Source organism: Pseudoalteromonas luteoviolacea (genome assembly GCF_001750165.1).
Lineage (GTDB): Bacteria > Pseudomonadota > Gammaproteobacteria > Enterobacterales > Alteromonadaceae > Pseudoalteromonas > Pseudoalteromonas luteoviolacea_G.
The window spans coordinates 2,092,581-2,115,724 of record NZ_CP015411.1 but is presented as its reverse complement, the minus strand read 5'-3'; the positions used below and the strand labels follow the sequence as shown (position 1 = coordinate 2,115,724).

Genomic DNA, 23,144 nt, shown 5'->3' with positions numbered 1-23,144 from the left:
CACTTTGAACTAATTGTCAGGAAAATTTCAAAAGTCAGCTGTATATAAACACAAAAAAACGGCCATAAAAAGGCCGTTTTTTATTTTATAATCAATTACTTACTTAACACCCAACTCTCTTAGGCGTTCTTGCAAATATAAGTCTGCTGTATAACGCTCCGATAATACAACCTCTGGCTTCGGGTGTAAAAACAGCGGTAATGAAATTCGTGATTTATCACTCGCCTTACCCGTAGGGTTGATTACTCTATGAATTGTAGATGGGAAGTAACCGCCTGAAGCTTCCTGCAACATGTCACCAATATTGATGATCAATGAACCAAAATCACATGGTACATCTAACCAGCTGCCGTCACCTCTTTGAACTTGTAAACCTGGCTCATTTGAAGCTGGTAAAACAGTTAATAGGTTAATATCACCGTGTGCTGCCGCACGAATAGCACCAGGCTCTTCGTCTCCAGTCATCGGTGGGTAGTGTAAGACGCGTAATAACGTCTGATCTGAGTCTTTGATCATATCTTTAAGATCGATCGAAAACTTCGCACGTACATCCTCTGGCGCTTCCGCTTGAACCCAGCTTAATAGCTCAGCTGCAAACTCGTTTGCAAGGCGGTAGTATTCCCTGATCTCAGCTTCAAGCTGAGCAGGAACGCGACCTTTTGGATAAACGTGAAAATATTCCTTAATATCTTTTACAGTAAAGCCTTTAGCGACTTCTGAAACTTCCGGTGGGAAATAGCCATCTTGAGTGTCCTTGTCAAATAGGAAGTCGTGCTTTTCTTCTGTGTAGAAGAACTCTTGCCAGTTTTTATATATAGACTCTACAAGCTCTTTCGGGATTGGGTGATTTTTAAGTACACCGAAACCTGTGTTACGAAGAGACTCAACAAATTCTTTTGCTGCTGTAGATGACTTATAATCAACTGTAGGTAGCTGTTGCATAGTGGTTCCACCAATTTTTTTGCGTGACTTCAATTCAAAACATTAATCATAAGAATTATTTATAATTAATACTCGAACAAAGATATAATATCTTTGCCCGCGAGCTTAGTGAAATAAAGCCTCCTACATAAGGACTTATGTCCTCGTTGCTATTGATAATTGTCAATCGTTGATTCAGATCAATCTGAATTTTCAGGGATTTCTATCATCCACTCTAACCCTCTTCCCCTATCAAGTAACTGATAAGCACCTTTAAGCGCTGAGCTAATCAAATTTGCCGTTACCGGTGCACTCAATCCAACGTGGCCACTATTACCTCGTTTTGTGGTAATAAAGGGTTTTAGCAGTTCATCAATAGAAATACCTTGCAGCCCCTCTCCATGATCGTAATACAAAAACTCAATGTGCTGCTCTTTTAATGCCACCTCAATCGAAATTGCTTTGTCGCTTTTTAAATTGCCGTGTGCGACAGAATTCTCAATCAAGTTATTAAATACTGACATCAGAATGTCTCTATCAGACACAAAACTCGCTTCTACCGCGCTGACCTGAATCTGAACATCTTTTTTCCCCCAATCAGATTTTAGGTCGTTTAGCAATGCAATCACACTCAGCTGAGTTGGCGATGTCGGACGCTCGACCCTTGCAATTTCTTTTAACACTTTTACAAACTGCGCTACACGTAACAAATTTCGCTCACACAATGCCACGCCTTGTTTTGACTCACTCAAACCATCCATGAGCTGCTGTGCGCTCAAAGTTTCCTGTTCAAAGGCACCCAATAATTGCGTCAATATACTTTCGAAATGCGTCACCGCTGTGATGGCAGCGCCCAGTGGCGTATTTATCTCATGAGCAATACCAACCACCATTTGATTCATGACTTGAGAAAGCTGCTGCTTCACAGCTAACCGATGCGCATCCAACAACTTCAACTGGGTATTGACTCTGGCTAATACTTCGGCCGGTTTAAAAGGTTTAGTGATATAATCAACACCACCTACTTCTAAAGCCTCTACTATATTATCAGTCTCTCGCTCAGCACTGACAAAGATAACCGGAATATCACGAGTTTTTGCAGAGCTCTTAAGCGTTTTACATAATGCTAAACCATCCATAACTGGCATATTGATATCAGATATAACCAACTCAGGTGAGTGTTCATGCGCTATGTTTAAAGCAATCTCACCACTGATCGCTGCAAACACTTTATGTCCTTCATCCCTTAATATCAATTGCAGAATTTGTAGGTTTTCCGCGACATCATCAACTATGAGTATTTCTGCCATTTTAGCACCCTTCTACTTTATCCAGCTCCTTCAGACAATTCACACCGCTTGTTAATTACGTGCGTGCGACTATTGTTAATATTAGTCAAGTTTTGGAAAGTAAGTTATGTCAATAAAAACAATGTTTCATTCGTTTTTTGTACTACTCCCTGCACTGCTCGTTATCAGCCTAATCGTTATGTCTAATTGGGAAAATAAGATGACGAATCATGAGCTCCAAATCGAGCAACTCAACGACCAATACGATGTATTAAATCAATTACAAACTACAAATTTGGCTTTATTTTTCAGTATAAATACTCACATTTCAAAACAAGATACAACTAAGGCTAATACACGCATTCAAACACAGCTTATTAGCTCAAGAGTCACGCTAGATGCTTTGACAGAAAAAACTCGCACTTACCCACAAGATAGTTATTTAACTCACGCCTTTAACACCTATAAAGTGATGCAAACACTTTATGAATCAATTGACAAAAAAGGCTCTAACCAAGCTCAAGACAATGCGTTAATCGATGTCCATCAACAAACAACCAATGCCATAGATGTCGCCATTAAATCAACCAAACAACAGCTGCAACAAGCAAAACAACAGCTACACCAAGGCAGCAGCGACTTGCTTTTCTACCTCTGGGTAAGCCTGATCACACTGCTGCTTTTCGCCTTATTTATTTTCTACTACTTGAATAAGAGACTGATCACCCCCTTTACTTTGCTGCATCGAGCATTCTGTATCGATAAAAATTATAATGGCCAGAGTATTTCACTGCCTGCTGAGCTTCGAGGCGAAGTTGCTGACATTGTTCAAGCTGTGTCGTTGACGTATAGAAAGCTTGATGAACGTGCTGATATTGCCAAGATAAGGCATGCATTTAGTGAAGAAATTCGTCATTGTAACTCACCTTCTCAGATGAGGACTTTGGCTGCCAACTTCTTCGCTGACCACTTTCAAAGTCCAAGTGTTTCACTCTACCGTTATGAGGATGATCATTTTATTCAACAAACTTTAGTGGGGTTTGCAGCTTATTTCGATGAGCAATCTGTACAAGTCAGCAAACTCGTCTCTCAAAGACAAACTCAGGCGTATGTGAGTGAAGGTCAAAACGCAGTGTTACATAAAGATGGCTTAACTTTAGAGGTACACACGGTTTTGTATATCCCCCTGATAATGAGTGACGAACTGACAGGCACTGTGGTGATCACATTCACCCACCCGCCCAAAGAAGTACAAAAACACTGCCTCAAACTGTTATGTGAAGATTTGAGCATACAGTTAAGGTTAAGTGAAAATACCCAAAAGCAAGTTGAAGCTGAAAATGCACTGGCTGCTCACCTTGAGCTCACCTTGCATATTATTAACGCCATTCCAAACCCAACTTATTACAGAGATAAAAAAGGTACCTTTATGGGCGTAAACCGTGCTTTTTTATCTTTTATCGACAAATTTGAAGTCGAAGTGACTGACTCTCATTTGAATGATGTGTTTGATGGACAAACCGCAGCATACTTAGATCATAAATCTCAGCGCACTATCGATCAAAAAGAAGCGCACTCATTTGCCCTTTCCATGGATAATCACCTTAAAGAACCCCGAGAATTAGTTGTCTACGAAGCGCCCTTCTTCGATAGCCTTGGTAACGTAGGTGGTGTTGTAGGTACATTCTTAGATGTCACCGAACGTAATGAACTTGAGCGTCAAATGCTCAGTGCAAAAGAAGAAGCGGATAAAAATGCGCAAGTAAAAGGTGAGTTTCTCGCCAATATGAGTCACGAAATCCGCTCTCCAATGAATGCCATAATTGGTATGGCACATTTAGCAATGAATTCAGATCTATCGCCTAAGCAGCTGGGCTATGTGACGAAAATAGATTACGCGGCCAAACAGTTACTTAAGCTTATCAACGATATTTTAGATTTCTCAAAAATTGAAGCGGGGAAAGTTGAAATTGAGCATGTCCCATTTGAATTGGATAAGGTACTCGATAATGTCACGACCATTGTTGGTATAAAGGCACAAGAAAAACAACTCGATTTGGTCTTCGATATCCCCTCAGACTTACCAAACAATTTTCTTGGTGACCCCTTGAGGCTCTCGCAAGTGCTTATTAATCTTGCAGGAAATGCCGTCAAATTTACAGAGTATGGCGGCGTTACCTTGTCCATTACCATGCAAGATATTCAATCAGATAAAGCTAAGTTAACATTCTCTGTAAAAGATAGTGGTATTGGTATGAGTACGGAGCAACAAACAAAGTTGTTCCAATCTTTTTCTCAAGCTGATACATCCACCACACGTAAGTATGGCGGAACGGGACTTGGTCTCACTATTTCACAACAATTGGTAAAACTACTTGGCGGTGAAATATTCGTTGAAAGTGAACTTAATAAAGGCTCAGAGTTTTACTTCACCTTAGCAATGGAAATCAATAATTACGCTTCAACTGCTGTAGAAAAACCGCTTACATTCAGTGGTAAAACAGCTTGTGTTATCGATGACAATGAAGATGCAAGAGATATTCTCGAAACCATGCTCCAATCGCTCGGTTTCAGTGTCACGTTATTTGAAAGTGGCAAGCATTTTGTCGATCAGCTAAGCCCGACTACCGAACAGTTCGATATCATTTTTGTTGACTGGCATATGCCTAATTTAAATGGTATCGACACCATTGAATATTTAAAGCAGCAAAAGCTACAAAATTACTTCGTACTGGTCACTGCGCACGGTCATGAAGTCGGATTCAAAGAAACACACCAAGCCATGATTGACAGCATGCTGTTCAAGCCTTTTAATCCCTCGAGCTTATTAGACTGCTTACAGGAGTGTTTTGGTGTCGAAACTGTCCAACTAGTAAAACAAGAACCAATAGAAAACCGTAACGCACTTAAAGATTTAAACATTTTGGTTGCAGAAGACCAACCCGTTAATCAGGAAATTGCAGTCGAAATATTAACTTTCCATGGGGCGCAAGTCAGCGTCGCGTGTAATGGCGAAATGGCATTAAAGGCAGTGCAAAATAAACAGTATGATATTGTTCTTATGGATATGCAAATGCCCGTCATGGATGGGGTTGAAGCGACAAAAGCCATTCGTGAAACAATACCTGCCAAACAGCTTCCGATCCTCGCGATGACCGCCAATGCCATGGGACCTGATATTGAGTTGTGCTTAAATGCAGGCATGAATGGGCATGTATCGAAACCAATTGACGTTGAAGGACTCATCAAATCCATTTTGGACACACTTGACAGCGACATTCCAAAACAAGAAGCTCCAGTTGCTCAACAACCACAGCATGAGCCTGACATTGACCTAGTTTTAGACGGCGTAAACATTGCAGAGGGCGTGCAACGGGCCGCAAACAACGAAGCCGTTTACTTTAAACTACTTGATAAATTTATAACTCAACAAGTAGAGGAAGTGATTAATTTAAAACAATCGATCAGTATGGGAAATTTAGAGCTTGCACTGGATATTTTACATGCCATGAAAGGTGCCGGTGCTAACCTCTCTATGGATTACTTCTCAGAAGTTGCAGCTACTTTAGAAGAGCAAGTAAAACAAGATAGCATTGATTCTGAGCACATAGATACACTAGCCAATTATCTTCAAGAGCTCAAAGGAAAGGCTGCGTTATTGCTAGAGCGAAGTCAAAAGTCTACTTCCCCTAAACAGACATACTCACTCAAAGAGCTTGCTCAAGCTTTAAAAGATTATGACTCCAAAGCGACCGAAATCGTTGAACAAATTGATGCAAATGAAGGGTTGGATAAGGATACTTTAAAAGAGCTTAAAGTGATGGTATCGAGATTTCAATTTTCAGAAGCCTACGAACTTCTTCAGGCAATACCCAGTGAGAGTGAATTAGAAAGTTAAGAAATAAAGCCCACCAAATAACATGGTGGGCTAATAAAACGATTAAAGGCCTAGTTCAGCCATAAAATCATCATCAGCAGCGTCTTCTTGAGGTTCTGCTTGTTTTGTCGCTTTTGACTTTGTTGACGTTGAGCTTTGATTCGCAATGATGTCATCTGGGTCAACAGATTCTGCTATATCAAAATCATGTAACTTAATAAACTCTGTTTTGTCCATTGCCAACTCAAGGTAGAAAATATTCTGTCCTTGCGTGGTAAAAGTGACTCGTCTTGCTTGTGGTCTATCCATGGTTGTATCAACCGAGATTTGAACCTGCTTGTTAATTGCCATCATTTTCGGCTGGTTTTGCGTGATTGAGGTATGTAATTGCTCTCTCACTTTACCCGTGAAATCACCAACAATTTGGTTCATCAATTCGCCCATTACATTTGATACATCGTCTGATAAGTGGCTTTGTGCAATTTCACTTTCCGGCATGCCCATGTTACGCATGTAATCTTGATAGATTTCCATCGCCGCCTGAGCAGTAAAATTAGTCACAACTAACCCTGTAAACCCGCCATCGAATAACACAAAGCAACCAATATCCGGTCGCATGCAAGTACGCGTAATCTTTTGCACCATCGCAGAATAGGATATCTGATTACCACTCGCTGAAGAAAGTACCTCAGTCACTGAGTGACACAATGTTGATAGGATATCTTCTGTACTGACAACTTTATTTTTCGCCATTTTTTATCTCATTTTTTACTTCTTATGACTAATAGTAGCCAAGCTACTCAATTTATCACTGACTATCCAGTATAAAATGCTAAAATAGCGAGATTATTTTTGTATGAGAGTAGTATTGTGACAGGCAAAGACAGTATTTATGCCGCAGAGCAAGAGGTAAAAGACTTCACATTTGATGCCAATGTCGTTGAAGTGTTCCCAGACATGATCCAACGGTCAGTTCCTGGATACGCAACAATGGTCAGTACGATGGGAAAACTGGCAGGTCAGTTTGCGCAAAGTAATTCAAACTTATATGACTTAGGATGTTCTTTAGGTGCTGTGACGCTCAGCATGCGTCGCAATATCGATAAAGAAAACTGCCATATCATCGCCATTGATAACTCAGCACCTATGGTTGAGCGCTGCAAGTTACACCTGAAAGGCTTTAAATCAGACGTTCCTGTCAATGTGGAATTGGGCGACATTAACGACATCAACATTGAAAATGCAAGTGTCGTTGCGATGAACTTTACACTTCAGTTTATCCCTCAAGACCAAAGACAGGCTGTGCTTGAGAAAATCTACGCAGGCTTAAAGCCTGGTGGTGTTCTGCTTCTATCTGAAAAGATAAAAGGCGAAAACGACATTAAAGATAACTTGCTTATCGACCTTCACCACGACTTCAAGCGTCAAAATGGATACTCAGAGTTAGAAATTAGCCAAAAAAGAACAGCTATCGAAAACATCATGCGTACAGATGCTTTGAGCACACATATTGAAAGACTTGAAGAAGTTGGCTTTTCTAACACCCAAGTTTGGTATCAGTGCTTTAACTTTTGCTCAATGGTCGCAATAAAATAACGAGGATATTATGAATACTTGGTTTAACGACTTTTACGCAGCCATTGCGAAAAACCAGCTCAGTCATTGGTTAGATACTTTGCCTGCACAGCTTACACACTGGCAAAAAGAAGCACAGCATGGTGATTGGCCAAAGTGGGAAAAGGTACTTAAAAACTTACCTGAGTCAAATACAAACCACATAAATATCGCGGATCGCGTGGAGTTTGGTTTAAGTGAAGAGCTTTCAGAAGGTCATACAAAGCAATTAAGCCATCTACTAAAGCGCATGATGCCATGGCGAAAAGGGCCTTTTCATATTCACGGTATTCACATTGATACTGAATGGCGCAGTGATTGGAAATGGGACAGACTACTGCCACACATTAGTGATCTACACGGTAGAACCGTTTTAGATATAGGTTGTGGCTCTGGATACCACTTGTGGCGTATGAAAGGCGCAGGTGCTGATTTCGTAGTCGGTATAGACCCATCAGATTTGTTTTTAAGTCAATTCCAAGCGATTAAACACTTTAACCCAGATCCAAATGTACATTTATTGCCATTAGGTGTAGAACAATTACCGGAGCTTAAAGCATTCGATACGGTATTTTCTATGGGTGTGCTTTATCACAGGCGCTCACCTATCGACTTTTTAAGCCAACTACGTGCACAATTACGCAAAGGCGGCGAGCTGGTTCTTGAAACTTTAGTCATTGAGGGCGATGTGAACACGGTGCTGGTACCAACCGACCGATATGCCAAAATGCGTAACGTCTGGTACATCCCAAGTTGCGATGCTCTCAAATTGTGGCTCGAGCGTGTTGGCTTTAAAAACGTTCGTGTCGTCAACAAAGACACCACTTCATTAGATGAACAGCGCAAGACTGAATGGATGGAAACGGAATCACTTGCAGATTTCTTGGACCCATTAGACCCAAGTAAAACCATTGAAGGCTACCCCGCTCCTCTGCGCGCTATATTCGTTGCTGAGGCATAAACAATAACGCTTTAAATAAAAAAGCCGCTCTATGAGCGTAATGCCGATCAGTTAAGAAATATTTTAATGATCAGTTGACTGATCTTTTCAAGGCTTCAAAATCCGATATCAGTATACTGGTATCGGATTTTTTAATGGAATTGTCAGAAGCACTTGCACGCACATCTATCTCTCGCCTCACTGAATTTAAAAGCTTGGCTGATGTTTTAGAGCCAGAGATTATACAAGCCTGTTTAGAGTCCAATAGTGTAGCAACATTGCGTAAACGCAAGCTCCCAATGGATGCCATGATTTGGGCAGTCATTGGTATGTCCTTGTTCCGAACTGAATCCGTTCGTCAACTAATTAATAAGTTAGACATCGTCTTGCCTCAAGACGTGGACTATGTCGCCCGAAGTGCCGTCACTCAAGCTAGAAAAAAGCTAGGTAGCAATGTAGTACAAGATGTTTTTTACCGTACAGCCCAAACTTGGCATGAACGTGCGGAGCATCCACATTGGAATGGACTTAATATTTACGGTGTTGATGGTGTAGTTTGGCGAACGCCTGATAGCGCAGCAAATAGTGCGACCTTTGCTCGAACGGCCAATAAAGCCAGCTATGCTGGTTATCCGCAAGTCAGAATGGTCTGTTTAATGGAGTTAAGCAGTCATCTCATATTGGGGAGTGCCTTTGATAGTGTAAGTGAAAACGAGATGAACCTAGCGAGCAGGCTCATTAACCATATTCCAAATAACAGCTTGACGCTATTCGATAAGGGGTTTTATTCACTTGGCTTGCTACATGAATGGGAGCAAAAAGGGAGTAACACGCATTGGCTGCTCCCCCTCAAGAAAGGGACCCAGTATGAAGTGATTGATAGCTTAGGGAAGCAAGATAAGCTGGTTCGTTTGACAACGACGCCGCAGGCTAAGAAGAAGCGCCCTGACTTACCCGACTCTATAACCGTGAGATTATTGACAAGGCGAGTGAAAGGAAAAGAAGTGAGTGTACTCACATCAATGACGGATGCAATGGCATATCCAGCTTCGGAGATTGTAGATTTATATGCACACCGCTGGGAAATTGAAATGGGCTATCGAGAAATGAAGCAACATCTATTGGAAAGTCGATTCACCTTGCGCAGCAATTTACCGGAGCTAATTCACCAAGAGCTATGGGGCTTGTTACTGGCTTACAACCTTATCCGTTACAAAATGGTATTAATGGCTAAATCACTAAAAAGTGTTTATCCAAATCAACTTAGCTTTAGAGATGCCTCATCACATATCATCTACAAACTTACTCAAATGCCTATATATGCTCCAGGAAATGTGCCTAAAATCATCCTGGATATAGAAAGAAATGCGAGTCAGTTTAAGCTTGAAGGAAAACGGGAACGAAGTTACCCGAGGGTATTGAAGGTGTCTAAAAACCGATACCCAGTTGCTAAAAGTACAAACGCCGCTCACCTTAAGTGAACGGCATTACTCTATGAGCGGCTTTTTTATTACTTACCCTGCTGGATAAATGTAACTCGACTGCAAGCCTAAAGGAATTCCTAAACCCCAATAAGCCAACAAGAAGATACTCCAACCAACTAGAAAAGCGATAGAGTACGGGATCATCAAGGCAATTAGCGTTCCAATACCTGTATTCTTAACATACTTTTGGCAATAAACCACAACCAGTGGGAAGTATGGCATTAACGGCGTGATGATATTTGAACTTGAGTCACCTACACGGTACGCCGCTTGAGTCAAATCAGGAGATAAACCTAATTGCATAAGCATAGGTACAAAAATTGGGCCCAGCAGTGCCCATTTAGCTGAACTTGAACCGACAAATAAGTTAACAAAAGCAGTAAGGAAAATAATGCCTACTACAGTCACTGAACTTGGTAATGCGAGCGCCTTAAGTACTTCTGCACCTTCAATCGCCAGTAATGCACCTAAATTAGACTGACTGAATGCACTGATAAATAGCGCACAGAAAAACGCCATGACAATATAGTAAGCCATGCTTCCCATTGACTTACTCATGGCATCAATCATATCTTTTGATGACTTAAAGGTACCAACCAAGAAACCATAGACCGCACCTGGCACCCAAAACAATAAAAAGATTAAAGGTACAATAGATTGCATAAGCGGCGCTGTGAATTCGGTTAGCGAGCCATTTGGACTACGTAATGCAGAATCTTCACCACTTGCGGCATAAACTAATAACGCAATACCTGCCAACATTACACCAGAGGCTGCTAAAAATGCGCGCTTTTCTTTTGCGTTCACTTCATCAAAAGAAGGTAAGCTGTTTGTGTCACCATCAATCTCTGTATTTTTAAGGCGAGGCTCAATGATTTTGTCAGTGATATACCAACCCAATAAGATAATGAACAAACTCGAAGCTGAGGTAAAGAACCAGTTGTTCAGCGGGTTAATTGCAATCTCAGGGTCGATAATGTGTGCTGCGCTTTGCGTAAAGCTTTGCAGTAAAGGATCAATACCCGATGGAATGAAGTTCGCACTAAATCCACCACTTACACCTGCAAACGCTGCTGCAATACCTGCAAGTGGGTGACGGCCCATGGCATAGAAAATTACGCCAGCCAATGGAATAACCAATACATAACCGGCATCAGTTGCTGTGTGGCTTACAATCGCAATTAAAATGATTGATGGAGTCAATAATGCTTGCGGTGTGCGCTTTAACATGAGCTTCAAGCCTGTGTTAATGTAACCAGAGTGCTCCGCAACACCAACACCTAACATCGCAACTAAAACAACACCTAATGGTGCAAACCCTGTGAACGTCTTAACCATGTTGGCCAAGAAACTGGCAAGTGAATCACCGCTTAGTAAGTTATGAACAACGATAGCTTCACCAGTACGTGGGTCTATCGCATCAAACGTCGTGCTTGAAAAAATCCAAGAAAGGAACCATATCAGCAACATCGCTGATAAGAAAATAATAGCAGGATCAGGGAGTTTGTTCCCCACACGCTCGATCCCATTAAGAAAACGTGCAACTGCCCCACTCGGCGCTGCCGTTTCAGGTGATTGACTCATAATTATTCCCAAACAGTAAAATTAGCTAACTTTAACTTAACAAAGCGAATGAAAGCAATCAATCGTCCCTTAATTACCAACTGGTTGACTACTTAACGTGCAAAAACAACAAAATTTGCCTCTAGTGCACAAAATTTAGAAGGTACGGCTATACTCTTTTAACGTCCGTGTAATCAGCTTAGTTTGATGTCCAACATCAAGATGGAAGAACTATGATAGAGATAGATAATGTCGTTCTTAATGATGTAGAAAAAGGTTTTTCTCTCCCACCAAAGCCAGAACTGCTCACACAGTTACATGAGCTACTCCAATCGAGCGAACCAGAGCTTGGGCAAATTGCAGATTTAATTGCCACAGATGTTGCAACATCTGCTGCGGTTTTGAAAGTTATCAATTCTTCATCGTATGGCTTTTCAAGAACAATCACGGATATTCGCCAAGCCGTCATGTTTCTGGGGCTAAATAGCGTAACACACCTAGTTACCGGCTTTCTGTTAAAACAGGCGTTTGACCAATCACGGTGTTGCATCAGCTTGGAGCGGTTTTGGGATACTGCAAACGAAATTTCAGAAGTAGCAATGATCATTGGACGCAAAATCCCAGTACAGATCCCCTTAGAAAGCCTTCATATGCTGGGATTATTTCACGATGCGGGGATCCCAGCCATGGCATTAAAGTTTGACGACTATGCAAACGTACTTTCTTGCGCAAATAGCAACTACGATATGCTACTAATTGACCAAGAAGAAGCTATTTATAATACCAACCATGCAACAATTGGCTATTTTTTAGCGAACAGTTGGAACCTCCCTAAGCCAATTTGCAAACTTATTCTCAGACATCATGATATGGAGTTTTTCAAAGAAACTCATGATGTTGAACATGCCTGCACTATGGCTACACTCAAAATGGCCGAACACCTGGTTCAGGTAAACAAACGATTTGTGTCTGTACCAGATTGGGCATATATAAAAACTGATGTTCTTCATTTATTAGAATTAGACGAGGACGCTTACCAAGATATCAAAGATGATGTCGAGGAAATTTTTAACTAACAGTTTGGTTTCTGGCAAACTAGATTTACTGGTCTGGTCTCGTTTAGTTTGCCAAATTTACTTCTAATTTATTTTCCTATCTTTTACTAACCCATCGTGTTTTTAAATAAATGTAAACAAAATCACATTTAACACTTTGATTATGTTTTTAAAAAGATTAGAATAGTCAGTTCCAAATTCAACTACAAACAGGGTGTTTTTTCAGCATGAGTGATAATACTCATGGCTGATTAAAGGAAATAGAGTGCAGTATTCAGACCTAAAAATTGCAATAGTCGATGATAATAGCGACAACACCAGATTTTTAGAAGCTTTGCTAAACAAGCAAGGTGTGTCTCATGTTCGTTCATACCGCTCAGGTCAAGCATTCGAGCGTTCTGCAAAACAAAACACATATGATATTGTTTTTTTGGACAACCGAGTTGACACCATAAAAAACCTCTATGACCTTGTTAGCGAACTGGTTTATAACGAAACTCTGCCACCGACGACCAGGCTTGTGTATATGGCAAAGAGGCAAAGTGCATTTGACTATGCTTGTGAATACCCATTCCACAGCAACCAATTATTGGAAGTCCCATACACGCCGCAAGATCTTGCGACGATATTAAAAGAACATACGCTACAAGTTAACGAGTTCAAACTTGCTTACCAATTTATCAGGGCTAAAAAGTACAAGAATGCATTATTAAAACTCAAAGAGTTACGTAATCAAGAGTACCCCAACTATTTAAAAAAAGCGCGTAATCAGCTGCTAGTCAATTTATTACTCAAGCTTGGACACTATTCATTAGCAAAAAAGCTACTTTTACCATTGGCAGACCGTAACATCCAGTGGGCAAAGTGGTCGTTATTTCATGTTAACTATGAGCTGAAAGACTTTGAAGCGTGTAAAGCATTTTTGTCTGAGCCACAAACCCGACAAGATTACCCTATTCGCGTTTTTTATTGGCAGATATACATCGCTTTCCAAACGAATAATCGAGATCTAGCGACAGCTCAAGTGTTGGCATTTCCAATAGAAGATATGTCTCCGAGTATGTTCCGCTTAAGCCTTATGGTGTTGCATGTTTGCAAAGAGCATGATGCCATTGATAACTTAATTAGACGCAAAGAACGCACTTATAATGAAGATCCGGCTTTATCTACTTTACTGTCTGCCCTATCCATTAAGATTCGCTTCTTAGAAACGTTAGATAGCAAAGAATCAATTGACTCAAAAGTACTTAAGTCAATCCAAAATGATTTAAAGTCTGCCATAACAAGACATGCATCAAATATGCAAAAATACTGTGCGGATGAATTCAATTTACTGCTGATCATGATGATGTTGTTAGAAGGTAAAGAGGCGGATGCTAGCGCTAAGCTTTTACAGCTCAGTCAGAGCATGTTGGACGATCCTAGTGCAGCGACTATCATTGCTTACTTATTCTACCTCGTAAAGGATATGGAGCACTCTAAAGAAATGCTGTTTAACGCGCATAAGGCACTTGGTAAGCAGCATAGAAATAGTCACTACGTGTTAGCGGGCTTGATGCATCGAGAAGTGTTCGCCAAAATTTATAAAGACGAATCTGACCAGCAAGAAGCTTATATGCTGTTTGCCTCCCGATTATTCGACTCTGGTGAGTATAGAGACACAATTAAAATGTGCAGTAAAGCACTTCGAAGCGGTATTAACGATCAAGCATTAAATGATTTGTTACTACGTTCAAGCCGAGAAGCTGGATTAAAAGAACAAGATTATATTCATTATTTGAAGTTAGGAAAACCACGAGAGACTATCGTCGGCTAGTAGATATTTAAACCCTTACTCAAAATCTTTTAGCACATACTCAACCAGGCTGAACTTATACTCAGCCCATCATAATATATATACATTCAGTCGTAATTCTCTTGCATCATTATTCTCAGCCTGCTTAGACTACTTTTGAAAATAATAACGACAAGAAAAACTATGTTTAAAAAAGCACTCCTCAGTTCAGCCATAATCTTAGCCTCTCACTGCACATTCGCCAATACTCTGATCCTAAAAGCGGATGCCGCTCTAGATGTTCATACAGGCAAGCTCATTACACCAGCAACCATTGTGGTCAAAGATAAAACCATTGTTTCGGTTTCCCAACACACACCCAAAGAGCAAATAAACAAAAATACCGAAGTCATTACTTTACACGGACATACATTACTCCCAGGGTTATTTGATATGCACGTACACCTTACCGGAGATTCAAAGGTACATGGCTATGAAAGACTCAGAAGAACAGTACCTCGCTCCGCTATTACAGGCGCCATCAATGCAAAACGGACACTGGAAGCAGGTTTTACCTCTGTCAGAAACTTAGGAGCTTCAGGGTTCGCAGACCTTGCCATAAGAGATGCCATTTATGATGGAGATATACCTGGTCCACGCGTATTTGCATCTGGTCCGGCCATAGGCATAACCGGTGGACATTGCGACACTAATGCATTTACGCATGAGCACAGGGTGACTTCTGAAGGCGTCGCTGATGGCCCATGGGCAGTACGCCATAAAGTACGTGAAAACGTAAAATATGGCGTTGATGTTATTAAATTCTGTGCAACAGGAGGAGTTATGTCCCAGGGCACAAAAGTTGGTGCTCAGCAATATTCATTTGAAGAAATGCGAGCGCTTGTAGATGAAGTACATATGCGAGGCCTGACTGTTGCCGCGCATGCACATGGAACAAACGGTATAAAGTCTTCTATTCGAGCGGGTGTTGATTCTGTGGAACATGTGAGTTTTCTAGATGATGAAGCAATACAGCTTGCACTAAAACATGGCACTTATTTCTCTATGGATATATACACAACTGAGTACATATTAGGAGAAGGAGCAAAGGCTGGTATACCCGAAGAAAGCCTTGAGAAAGAGCGCCAAGTAGGTTCAATACAACGTGATAGCTTTACCAAAGCAGTTAAAGCTGGAGTAAAAATGGTATTCGGGTCAGATGGTGGAATCTACCCACACGGTGACAATGCTAAACAATTTAGTAGAATGGTCCAGTTTGGTATGACTGAACTTCAGGCACTGCAAGCCGCAACCATTAATTCCGCAACACTACTCAACTTGCAAGGCCGTCTTGGTTCTCTAGAACAGGGGAAATTCGCAGATATTATTGCTGTTCCAGGTAACCCCCTAGATAACATCAAAGTCATGGAAAGCGTCACACTGGTTGTAAAAAATGGCAAAGTGGAAATGGACCAACGCTTATCTGAATAAACGTTTAATCACAATAGTAAAACCCACTCCAAAATGGATAGGCCTTTAAACAGCCTATCCGCTGCCGTTCAGTTTATACTCAACAGTCTACCTTACAAATAGCATCCAAATCGCTTCTGCCCCAGTAGCCATATAATGACTGGTCAATACTATTTCACATACTTCTTGTGTTGCAATATGAACGCCTCAAAGCACATGCTCAGTAAATTAGTACAGAGAAACTTTACATTGCACTCCCGAATATCTCGATGACTCAATGTTGCTAACAAGGACAAACGTGAGCAACCATGATTGCAACAATCACACTGTATTTTTATTCAAGCGTATTTAGACTTCTGCGTATAAATAAATATCAGAAATTTGCAATCCATAAAATATAACAGGAACAAGAATGATACTTGCGATGATAAACGATAGCGTGAGAGACTTCTGTTCCTTGCTTTTGACAAACCTAAGGCCGAAAGTAACTGCAAGTAATAAAGGAAGTAAGTAATGTACTTTGATTAACGGCACTAATACAAACAATCGAGTGACTTCAACTGGATTTGGCAAATCATAAACTTGAATTGCGAGAGGGGCTCCGACTAAGGTTCCAAGAGCTAATGTCGTGACGTAAAGAAGTATTAAGAACCACCAAGGCGTGGTTTCAATAAATTTGATCATATTTCTGTTTGTTTAACCGTAAATTAACGCAATATCACAGGTTTCTCATCACAGACATGATGAGACCCCATCTAAGGGTACCAATTTTATTTCATATCCCACGTAAGTAAACAGTTAAATCAAACTAGTTGCCCTTTCGTATATGTTCTTGTGACAACTAAGCCTCGGGTGAATGAACAATATGTACCGAATATAACATTTACTATCAGCCGATTAAGCGTTAATTACAGTAAGCCCCTCAACCTAAATGAACTGCCCGTCTATTTTTCTTAACTCAAAAACAGGCAGTTAAATACTAGGATTGCTTCACCTTATTTTGTGATTAGCATGGTATCTAGCCTAAAGCCTTCTTTTTTATCCTTGACCTTCAGTACAATTTCTTCTGTCCCATCTTGGTTAAGGTCATAGCTATAAATATCACCTGAGGATTTTGGTAGAGTGCGTTTAATGCGCTTTGCTCTGCGCGATAATCCCCTTTTTTCATCGCCAAAATAGACTTTGAGTTCATTAATATCTGCTCTTATCAATAAATCTGTTAACCCATCACCGTTAAAGTCTTTAAAAATAATGCCTCTACCAGTGCTGCTACTCGACTCATTCATATTCATTGCGATTTCAAAACTTTTCTTTGCAGCTGCCTTTTTTGAAAATTGATTGCCGCTTTTTCCTTTGAAGATACTAATTGAGCTATCGAGCACCACCTCTTTATTTTCCATCGCAGCACTGGCAATTGAGAGAATATCCATAAAGCCAATATCAAAAGAGATCACAGCTAAGTCATCACGCCCGTCTCCATCAAAGTCGCTAATGTGGGCGATCGAACTAGTTTCCTCCAAAATAAGCTTAATATCTGGACTGTCATTAAAAACCAGCCCTTTGCTCGTCTGCCGCGAGAAGAAAACTCTATGTATACTTTCACTGTCAAGATCCTTTTCTTCATCGCTACCCTCAGACAAACTTTCAATCGTATGAATATCAGGGTATCCATCATTATTAAAATCACTTAACTTCTCGATGCGCTGCTTCGCACTTTGATCAAACATCACGAGTGTTTGCCGTTGCATGCTAGGAGCATCGCTTGTCGCTAAAAAATACTGAACTGTTTTTTCCTCAAAAAACATAAAGTCTCGAATTCCATCTCCATTTACGTCAGCCAAGGTTGGGAATTGAGGCAAGGTGTGACTGATCGTTAAGTTTTGATCAGTCACATGTGTCACTGTTTTTGCACGTAAAGGAAGTGAAGAAAATTTGAACTCACCGGTGTTTTGTTGAATATAAATAGTCTGCTCTTCAATACCGGGTATGTAAAAGTCAGTGAGGCCATCACTATTTACATCTAACGTAAACGTTTGATGTTTAAACAGAGAAAAAGCCTCCGATTTAAATGCTGTGCCTATCTCTATCAGTTTATGATTCTTAGTCTCATCTACGTGATAAATGCCCTGCTCAGTTAACACAAATGCTTGCGCCCCTTGATGATTTTTAAGTTTACCAAGACTATACATAATCGGCTTTTCCGGTAGCGCTAATAGAGCGACTTGCTTAGTTTTAAAATCTATTTTTTGTAAATAGGTAGACTCACCATTACCGGCGACGAAAGCGGAATCTGTGTCTGACATAATAAGCTTGCCATCGGCTTTGAACTGTAAGTCAATTGAGTCATCTGCGTAAATTAAGCTGCTAAACAAAGCAAAAGTGAGTAATTTTTTCATATTAAAAATCCATTAAAAATACGTGCTATTCATCTGTAATATTTAGATATAATTTAATGTCGTGTTTGCGCTTAGCGCATACCTTCTGCCTTTGGCCATTTCCATGCATAGAACATCGTCATGAAAGACAACAACACTTCTAGCGCAGTAAGATACAAATAAAAACCCCACCGTGTTTCTAAATTAAGTGACACCAGCAATACAATAAACAAACTTGGAATAATGATATTTAACTTTCGATTTATATTGGGTTTTAATGCCAAAGTTAAAAAAATCATGACACTTGGTATGGACATTAGTAATGCGACAGCAAAGAACTCATATTGGATCCCCTTTCTATCTGCGCTGACAAGCAACGCCTCAGACATAACACCTGGCACGTACACTTCAATATAATCACCGTAGACATAGCAAAACATCACTGCTATCCAAAGCGCTGAGATTTTGAGCTTTACATTTATTTGATAATCTTCAAATGGAATGGAAATATCCTTCGTCGTATTCATATTTGCTCCGTTGTTATAATTTAAGCCCTAAGTTGGACAATAGTTGACGGAACTAAACGATATAACTTATAAGTAGTTAGGTCGTCCGAGACTATAAGCGCGGACACTTTTTTATGATTGTGTCTCTCAACGGAAAGTAATAAAAGGAACAAAGTTTGGTCGATCCTATCGAAATTATCCTCACTATGATGATTGTTGGGCAAGTATGTATCGGTGTGCCTATTCTTCTCTCACGTGTAACAACGCATGCGATGAACTTGCCATTGGCGCTATTTTTACTCGCAAGCGGAGTGTTGGCCTTAAATTCAACTGTCTCATCGGTGTTGCCTACTTACTATGCAGTGTACACAGCCGTCGCATTTCCAGCTTTGTTCATGCTCTGTCCTTCTTTGTGGTTGTATGTTCACGGCCTGACAGCCGATACATCTTGGCGCTTACATAAAAGATGGCTTAAACAGTACGCTTTAATAATCCCGGCCCTATTGATATCAATGGTAATATTATTTTTACCTAAAGAGATGCACACCGCCATTTTCATAAATGATAAGGAAGTCAATGACCCGATTGTCAGCACCTTACTCATAGGTATATTGATCATGATGCTACTTTGGCTATTGCAATGCGTTTATACGCTGTTAAAGATTATTCGCAGATTGAATCTGTACCGGAAAAAGTTAAAAAATATTTTTTCAAATCATGATAAAAAGGACCTTAGCTGGATGAATTGGCTGCTTTTTATTGCTGTCAGTGTATGGGTGTGCTCTGTAGTGACCGTTTTTTCATCAAGTTTATTTGACCAAGCCCTGTTTAATAGCAATACAGAAATGCTCCTTTCTGTATTGTTGTTCTGGTCCATAACCCACTTTGGGCTGCAACAAAAACCCGCATTAGCACGTCTAGGTGACGATGCAATAAGTGGCGATACAAGCAAAATTATCAAGACCGACGATAATCTCATAAATGATCATCACTGCCCGACTAAGAAATACCAACGGTCCGCTTTAGATCAAACGCAATCAACACGAATTGCAACGAAAATAAACTCAGCAATGGAGCAAGACAAACTCTATTTAGATCCAAATTTGTCACTACAAAAGCTCTCAAAACACTTAAATATTTCACCAAATTACCTATCCCAAACGCTGAACGAAACGTTGTCCGTTAGCTTTTTTGATTTCGTAAATCAATGGCGTATTGAAGCTGCCAAACCTAAAATATTAGCCAATAGCAGTACTGTGCTGGATGTTGCATTGGAAGTAGGCTTCAATGCACGTTCGTCATTCTATAAAGCATTTAAACAGACGACGGGACTCACGCCCAGTGAATATCGTAAACATGTAAAAGGTTAAACCCCACTCGTATACTTTGAAGAAAGCGATTTGAACACTGCCCTCCTTGTTAGGTCTTAAAGGTGAATTTGCACCATGGTGACATGGCGCTAATTCACTTTAGGGGAATGCTAGCAACTCTTGAAATAGAGCTTAAAAAGCTAGCGTAAACGCGGGTATATCTCAGGGATCACAACTTCATTCAGCGCTATCATTTCATAGTAAGCAGCGATTTCTTCTTCAGTAAAGTCCCCTAACTGTATCTCGACGTACATCTCATAACCATGCGACTTTTGTGTGCTTGGTACCGCACCCAATTGATAGATGTAATCTAAATAGTGTATTGGGTCTACATCAGAACCCAGTAGCGCATCTTCTAAAATAACAGGAGTAATACCTGCTTCAATTAGTTTATAGACCGCATCATACAATCCTAACTGAGATACTACGCCAGAAATCACCGCTTGCGTCTTTCCCGCAGCTTTAATATCAGCAATCACAGGGTCAATTTTTTTAAAGTTCACAACATTGGTATTTTTACGATATTTTGATGTGTAAGGCTTTCCTTTTTTATTCACATGAAAACTCGGCATATAGCTAAATAAAAACTCCTGCTCTAAACCTAAAAATGTAAACCTAGGCTCTGTTGCTGGCTTATTGTCATGTTCAGCTTTGTTCAAGCTCGCATCATCCATATTAAAATTAATCATCGCCATTTTATGGCGGTCGCCTTGATACAGCTCATCTCGCTTACCGACTGCGTAGCGTGGACTGTAGATCAATTTGTCCTTAGATTCCATCGACTGCATAATTTCACTGACCTTTGCCAGCTTAACCCCTGCTTGCTGTAAACGCTTGAAGGTTGGTCGTTCATAAATTTCCGTAGAGAACGTCGCGTCACTCGCTAAATAAACATCAAAGCCCATATTTTTAAGCCCTAAAACCGTTTGCATAACGCATACATCGGTTTCTGCACCTGCAACAACCACCCGAGAAATACCTAAATCAGACCACGCTTTCATTGCTGCGTGAATGTCAGCTTCTCGTGTTGAATTAAACGTTTGCTTGAAATAGCTTTGAGTGTTTTCATCAAGAGCTTGCTCAATACGCGTAATGTAAGGCGTATAATCTAAACCTGCATCGGTTTCGAAAGCTTCATAAGTAATAGTGGTTGGCATATTTAAATCATTGGCTTTTTGCGCCAGCTGTGCAATTCGATCAATGCTAGAGTGCAGCTGAGGATCGACATTTTGCGCCGGTATTTCATACTCTGGATAGAAAACCTTGACCCAAAAGTCATCACTGTCCATCACATACCCTTTTTGAGCATCAATAATGAGCAACCCCGTATTTTGGGCACTCAGGTGAACGTGTTCACTTTTTTTGGTTTCATGAGCTAATTGCAGCCTGTCATCAATGTTACAAGCCGACAGTCCAAACGCCAATGACAGTACTAATAAAGACTTTTTCATAAATCACCTATTTAATTATCCTTTTCAAAGCAAGTTAACGGTTAATTTTTAAACAGCCATCGATACTTAAACGTTTTGTTAACAAAGTCAAGCGAGGATAAATCAAGCTATTTTTTGCCTCAGTAATTACCTGTGAATGAATAAGGTTAAAAATTTGATGTAACAGCTCAAATGAAATGATGGGTGTGTTTCCACCCCTTTTAACAAGCATAAAACCTTAAATAAGACTAAAGTTACTACCACACTATCAGCATGAACCTTATGCCAACCGCTGGTTATACTTTTTGATTTTATTTTATAACCAACTGAAAAATATACTTACTTTCTAATAATCTAAACATCAATTAAAAGTCACTCTAACTTCAAGTCATTAAAGTCAGTTCTGGTACATTCCTCTATTGAAAAGACAGCTAACGGACCAAATACCGGAGAACACATGCTCAAAACAACGTATTGCTTTTTAATTGCTACGGGCTCTATTTTTGCAACCAGTTCCATCATGGCTAAGGAAATAGCAACTGAATTGCAAGGACCCTACTTAGGACAAACACCACCAGGGAAAACTGCCAAAGTCTTTGCGCCTGATTTATTGAGCACACAGAAAGACAGAGAATACACTATTTCGTTTACACCAGATTTGAAGGAACTCTATTTTACGCGTATGGATGCCGATACCAACAAGTGGTGGACAATGACTTACAAGCAGAGGAATAATCGCTGGTATGGTTCGATATTAGCGCCAAGAGTTGGCCGCCCCACTCTATCGCCCGATGGTAATACCTTACACCTTGGCAATAAGTATATTGGTAGAACAGACAACGGATGGTCACAAGTTAAAAGCTTAGGTCCAATGTTCGATAACAAAGATTGGGGCATTATGCGTTTATCTTCATCATCTTCAGGTACCTATATCCTCGATGATTATAAAAATGGTGATGTACTTAGGATCTCTGAGGTACAAAATGGTGTTCGGCAAGCGCCAAAACCATTACCTGCACATATTAATACAGGAAAATGGAACGCTCATCCTTTTATTGCACCTGATGACAGCTATATTATTTGGGATGGAGAAAGAACCGAAGGCTTCGGAGATACAGACCTTTATATCAGTTTTCGAAAATCTGATGGAAGTTGGGGTAAAGCGCTTAATTTAGGCCCCACGGTGAATACAGGTGCCGGTGAAGCTGGTGGGTATATATCTCCAGATGGTAAATATTTCTTTTTTAACAGAACGACAAATACAGGAAATGGTGATATCTACTGGATAGATTCTAAGTTCATTAAAACACTTAAATCTCAAGTCTATACTAAAGATTAACTGAATTAAATCTAGCGTGACATTTCAGGCCGCACTGGGTGCAGCCTGATTTTCTTTAACTCAGCGACAATTGTTATTTTTAAAGCTGAGCTCAATTAAGTCAGAAATAACAATACTTAAAGCAAGAAAAATAACAC

General features: G+C 40.2%; 17 protein-coding genes. 9 read left to right on the top strand and 8 right to left on the bottom strand.

What is annotated here, in order from left to right:
• Nucleotides 1–99 precede the first annotated feature (99 nt).
• Together S4054249_RS09005 and S4054249_RS09000 are read right to left on the bottom strand one after the other, a co-directional pair.
• On the bottom strand, nucleotides 100–942 hold the full coding sequence (locus S4054249_RS09005) for an isopenicillin N synthase family dioxygenase (RefSeq protein ID WP_046355403.1): 843 nt from the start codon (nucleotides 940–942) through the stop codon (nucleotides 100–102).
• Nucleotides 943–1,121: 179 nt separating this feature from the next.
• Nucleotides 1,122–2,231: a response regulator gene (locus tag S4054249_RS09000; RefSeq protein WP_046355404.1), complete on the bottom strand. Its 1,110-nt coding sequence runs from the start codon at nucleotides 2,229–2,231 to the stop codon at nucleotides 1,122–1,124.
• 106 nt (nucleotides 2,232–2,337) lie between these two features.
• On the opposite strand from S4054249_RS09000, the gene S4054249_RS08995 reads away from it, so the two are divergent.
• Nucleotides 2,338–6,108, top strand: coding sequence for a response regulator (locus S4054249_RS08995; RefSeq protein ID WP_052960923.1), 3,771 nt, complete (start codon nucleotides 2,338–2,340; stop codon nucleotides 6,106–6,108).
• A 42-nt stretch (nucleotides 6,109–6,150) separates the two neighbouring features.
• On the opposite strand, the gene S4054249_RS08990 is transcribed toward S4054249_RS08995, so the two are convergent.
• Nucleotides 6,151–6,840, bottom strand: coding sequence for a DUF3334 family protein (locus S4054249_RS08990; RefSeq protein WP_046355405.1), 690 nt, complete (start codon nucleotides 6,838–6,840; stop codon nucleotides 6,151–6,153).
• A 117-nt stretch (nucleotides 6,841–6,957) separates the two neighbouring features.
• On the opposite strand from S4054249_RS08990, the gene cmoA reads away from it, so the two are divergent.
• The 3 genes from cmoA to S4054249_RS08975 all read left to right on the top strand — a co-directional run bounded on the left by cmoA (nucleotide 6,958) and on the right by S4054249_RS08975 (nucleotide 10,122).
• Nucleotides 6,958–7,683 (top strand): carboxy-S-adenosyl-L-methionine synthase CmoA, encoded by a 726-nt coding sequence (gene cmoA / locus S4054249_RS08985; protein ID WP_046355406.1) that lies wholly within the window; start codon nucleotides 6,958–6,960, stop codon nucleotides 7,681–7,683.
• Between the two features lie 10 nt (nucleotides 7,684–7,693).
• Nucleotides 7,694–8,662, top strand: coding sequence for a tRNA 5-methoxyuridine(34)/uridine 5-oxyacetic acid(34) synthase CmoB (gene cmoB / locus S4054249_RS08980; RefSeq protein WP_046355407.1), 969 nt, complete (start codon nucleotides 7,694–7,696; stop codon nucleotides 8,660–8,662).
• A 134-nt stretch (nucleotides 8,663–8,796) separates the two neighbouring features.
• Nucleotides 8,797–10,122: an IS4 family transposase gene (locus S4054249_RS08975; RefSeq protein ID WP_069949063.1), complete on the top strand. Its 1,326-nt coding sequence runs from the start codon at nucleotides 8,797–8,799 to the stop codon at nucleotides 10,120–10,122.
• Nucleotides 10,123–10,155: 33 nt separating this feature from the next.
• Here the strand turns inward: S4054249_RS08975 and S4054249_RS08970 are convergent, their stop codons facing one another.
• On the bottom strand, nucleotides 10,156–11,709 hold the full coding sequence (locus S4054249_RS08970; RefSeq protein WP_046353951.1) for an AbgT family transporter: 1,554 nt from the start codon (nucleotides 11,707–11,709) through the stop codon (nucleotides 10,156–10,158).
• Nucleotides 11,710–11,921: 212 nt separating this feature from the next.
• On the opposite strand from S4054249_RS08970, the gene S4054249_RS08965 reads away from it, so the two are divergent.
• The 3 genes from S4054249_RS08965 (at nucleotide 11,922) to S4054249_RS08955 (ending at nucleotide 16,008) form a co-directional block, all read left to right on the top strand.
• On the top strand, nucleotides 11,922–12,764 hold the full coding sequence (locus S4054249_RS08965; RefSeq protein WP_046353952.1) for an HDOD domain-containing protein: 843 nt from the start codon (nucleotides 11,922–11,924) through the stop codon (nucleotides 12,762–12,764).
• A gap of 244 nt (nucleotides 12,765–13,008) precedes the next feature.
• A complete protein-coding gene (locus S4054249_RS08960) occupies nucleotides 13,009–14,559 on the top strand; it encodes a response regulator (RefSeq protein ID WP_046353953.1) in 1,551 nt (516 codons plus the stop codon).
• Nucleotides 14,560–14,721: 162 nt separating this feature from the next.
• The gene (locus tag S4054249_RS08955; RefSeq protein WP_046353954.1) at nucleotides 14,722–16,008 is read left to right on the top strand and encodes a metal-dependent hydrolase family protein; all 1,287 of its coding nucleotides are present in this window, start codon (nucleotides 14,722–14,724) and stop codon (nucleotides 16,006–16,008) included.
• Between the two features lie 327 nt (nucleotides 16,009–16,335).
• Here the strand turns inward: S4054249_RS08955 and S4054249_RS08950 are convergent, their stop codons facing one another.
• From S4054249_RS08950 to S4054249_RS08940, 3 genes are all read right to left on the bottom strand, one after another.
• Nucleotides 16,336–16,671, bottom strand: a complete 336-nt coding sequence (locus S4054249_RS08950) for a hypothetical protein (RefSeq protein WP_046353955.1) — start codon at nucleotides 16,669–16,671, stop codon at nucleotides 16,336–16,338.
• A gap of 311 nt (nucleotides 16,672–16,982) precedes the next feature.
• Nucleotides 16,983–18,383 carry an FG-GAP repeat domain-containing protein gene (locus S4054249_RS08945; protein ID WP_046353956.1) on the bottom strand — a complete coding sequence of 467 codons (1,401 nt, stop codon included), beginning with the start codon at nucleotides 18,381–18,383 and terminating at the stop codon, nucleotides 16,983–16,985.
• 71 nt (nucleotides 18,384–18,454) lie between these two features.
• The gene (locus tag S4054249_RS08940) at nucleotides 18,455–18,889 is read right to left on the bottom strand and encodes a DUF6326 family protein (RefSeq protein WP_046353957.1); all 435 of its coding nucleotides are present in this window, start codon (nucleotides 18,887–18,889) and stop codon (nucleotides 18,455–18,457) included.
• A 155-nt stretch (nucleotides 18,890–19,044) separates the two neighbouring features.
• Here S4054249_RS08940 and S4054249_RS08935 point away from each other — a divergent pair, with 155 nt between their 5' ends.
• A complete protein-coding gene (locus tag S4054249_RS08935; protein WP_046353958.1) occupies nucleotides 19,045–20,238 on the top strand; it encodes a helix-turn-helix domain-containing protein in 1,194 nt (397 codons plus the stop codon).
• A 140-nt stretch (nucleotides 20,239–20,378) separates the two neighbouring features.
• Here S4054249_RS08935 and S4054249_RS08930 read toward each other — a convergent pair whose 3' ends face one another.
• Nucleotides 20,379–21,689, bottom strand: coding sequence for a cysteine hydrolase family protein (locus S4054249_RS08930; protein ID WP_052960795.1), 1,311 nt, complete (start codon nucleotides 21,687–21,689; stop codon nucleotides 20,379–20,381).
• Nucleotides 21,690–22,125: 436 nt separating this feature from the next.
• On the opposite strand from S4054249_RS08930, the gene S4054249_RS08925 reads away from it, so the two are divergent.
• Nucleotides 22,126–23,007, top strand: a complete 882-nt coding sequence (locus S4054249_RS08925) for a TolB family protein (protein WP_046353959.1) — start codon at nucleotides 22,126–22,128, stop codon at nucleotides 23,005–23,007.
• The last annotated feature ends 137 nt before the right edge of the window (nucleotides 23,008–23,144 follow it).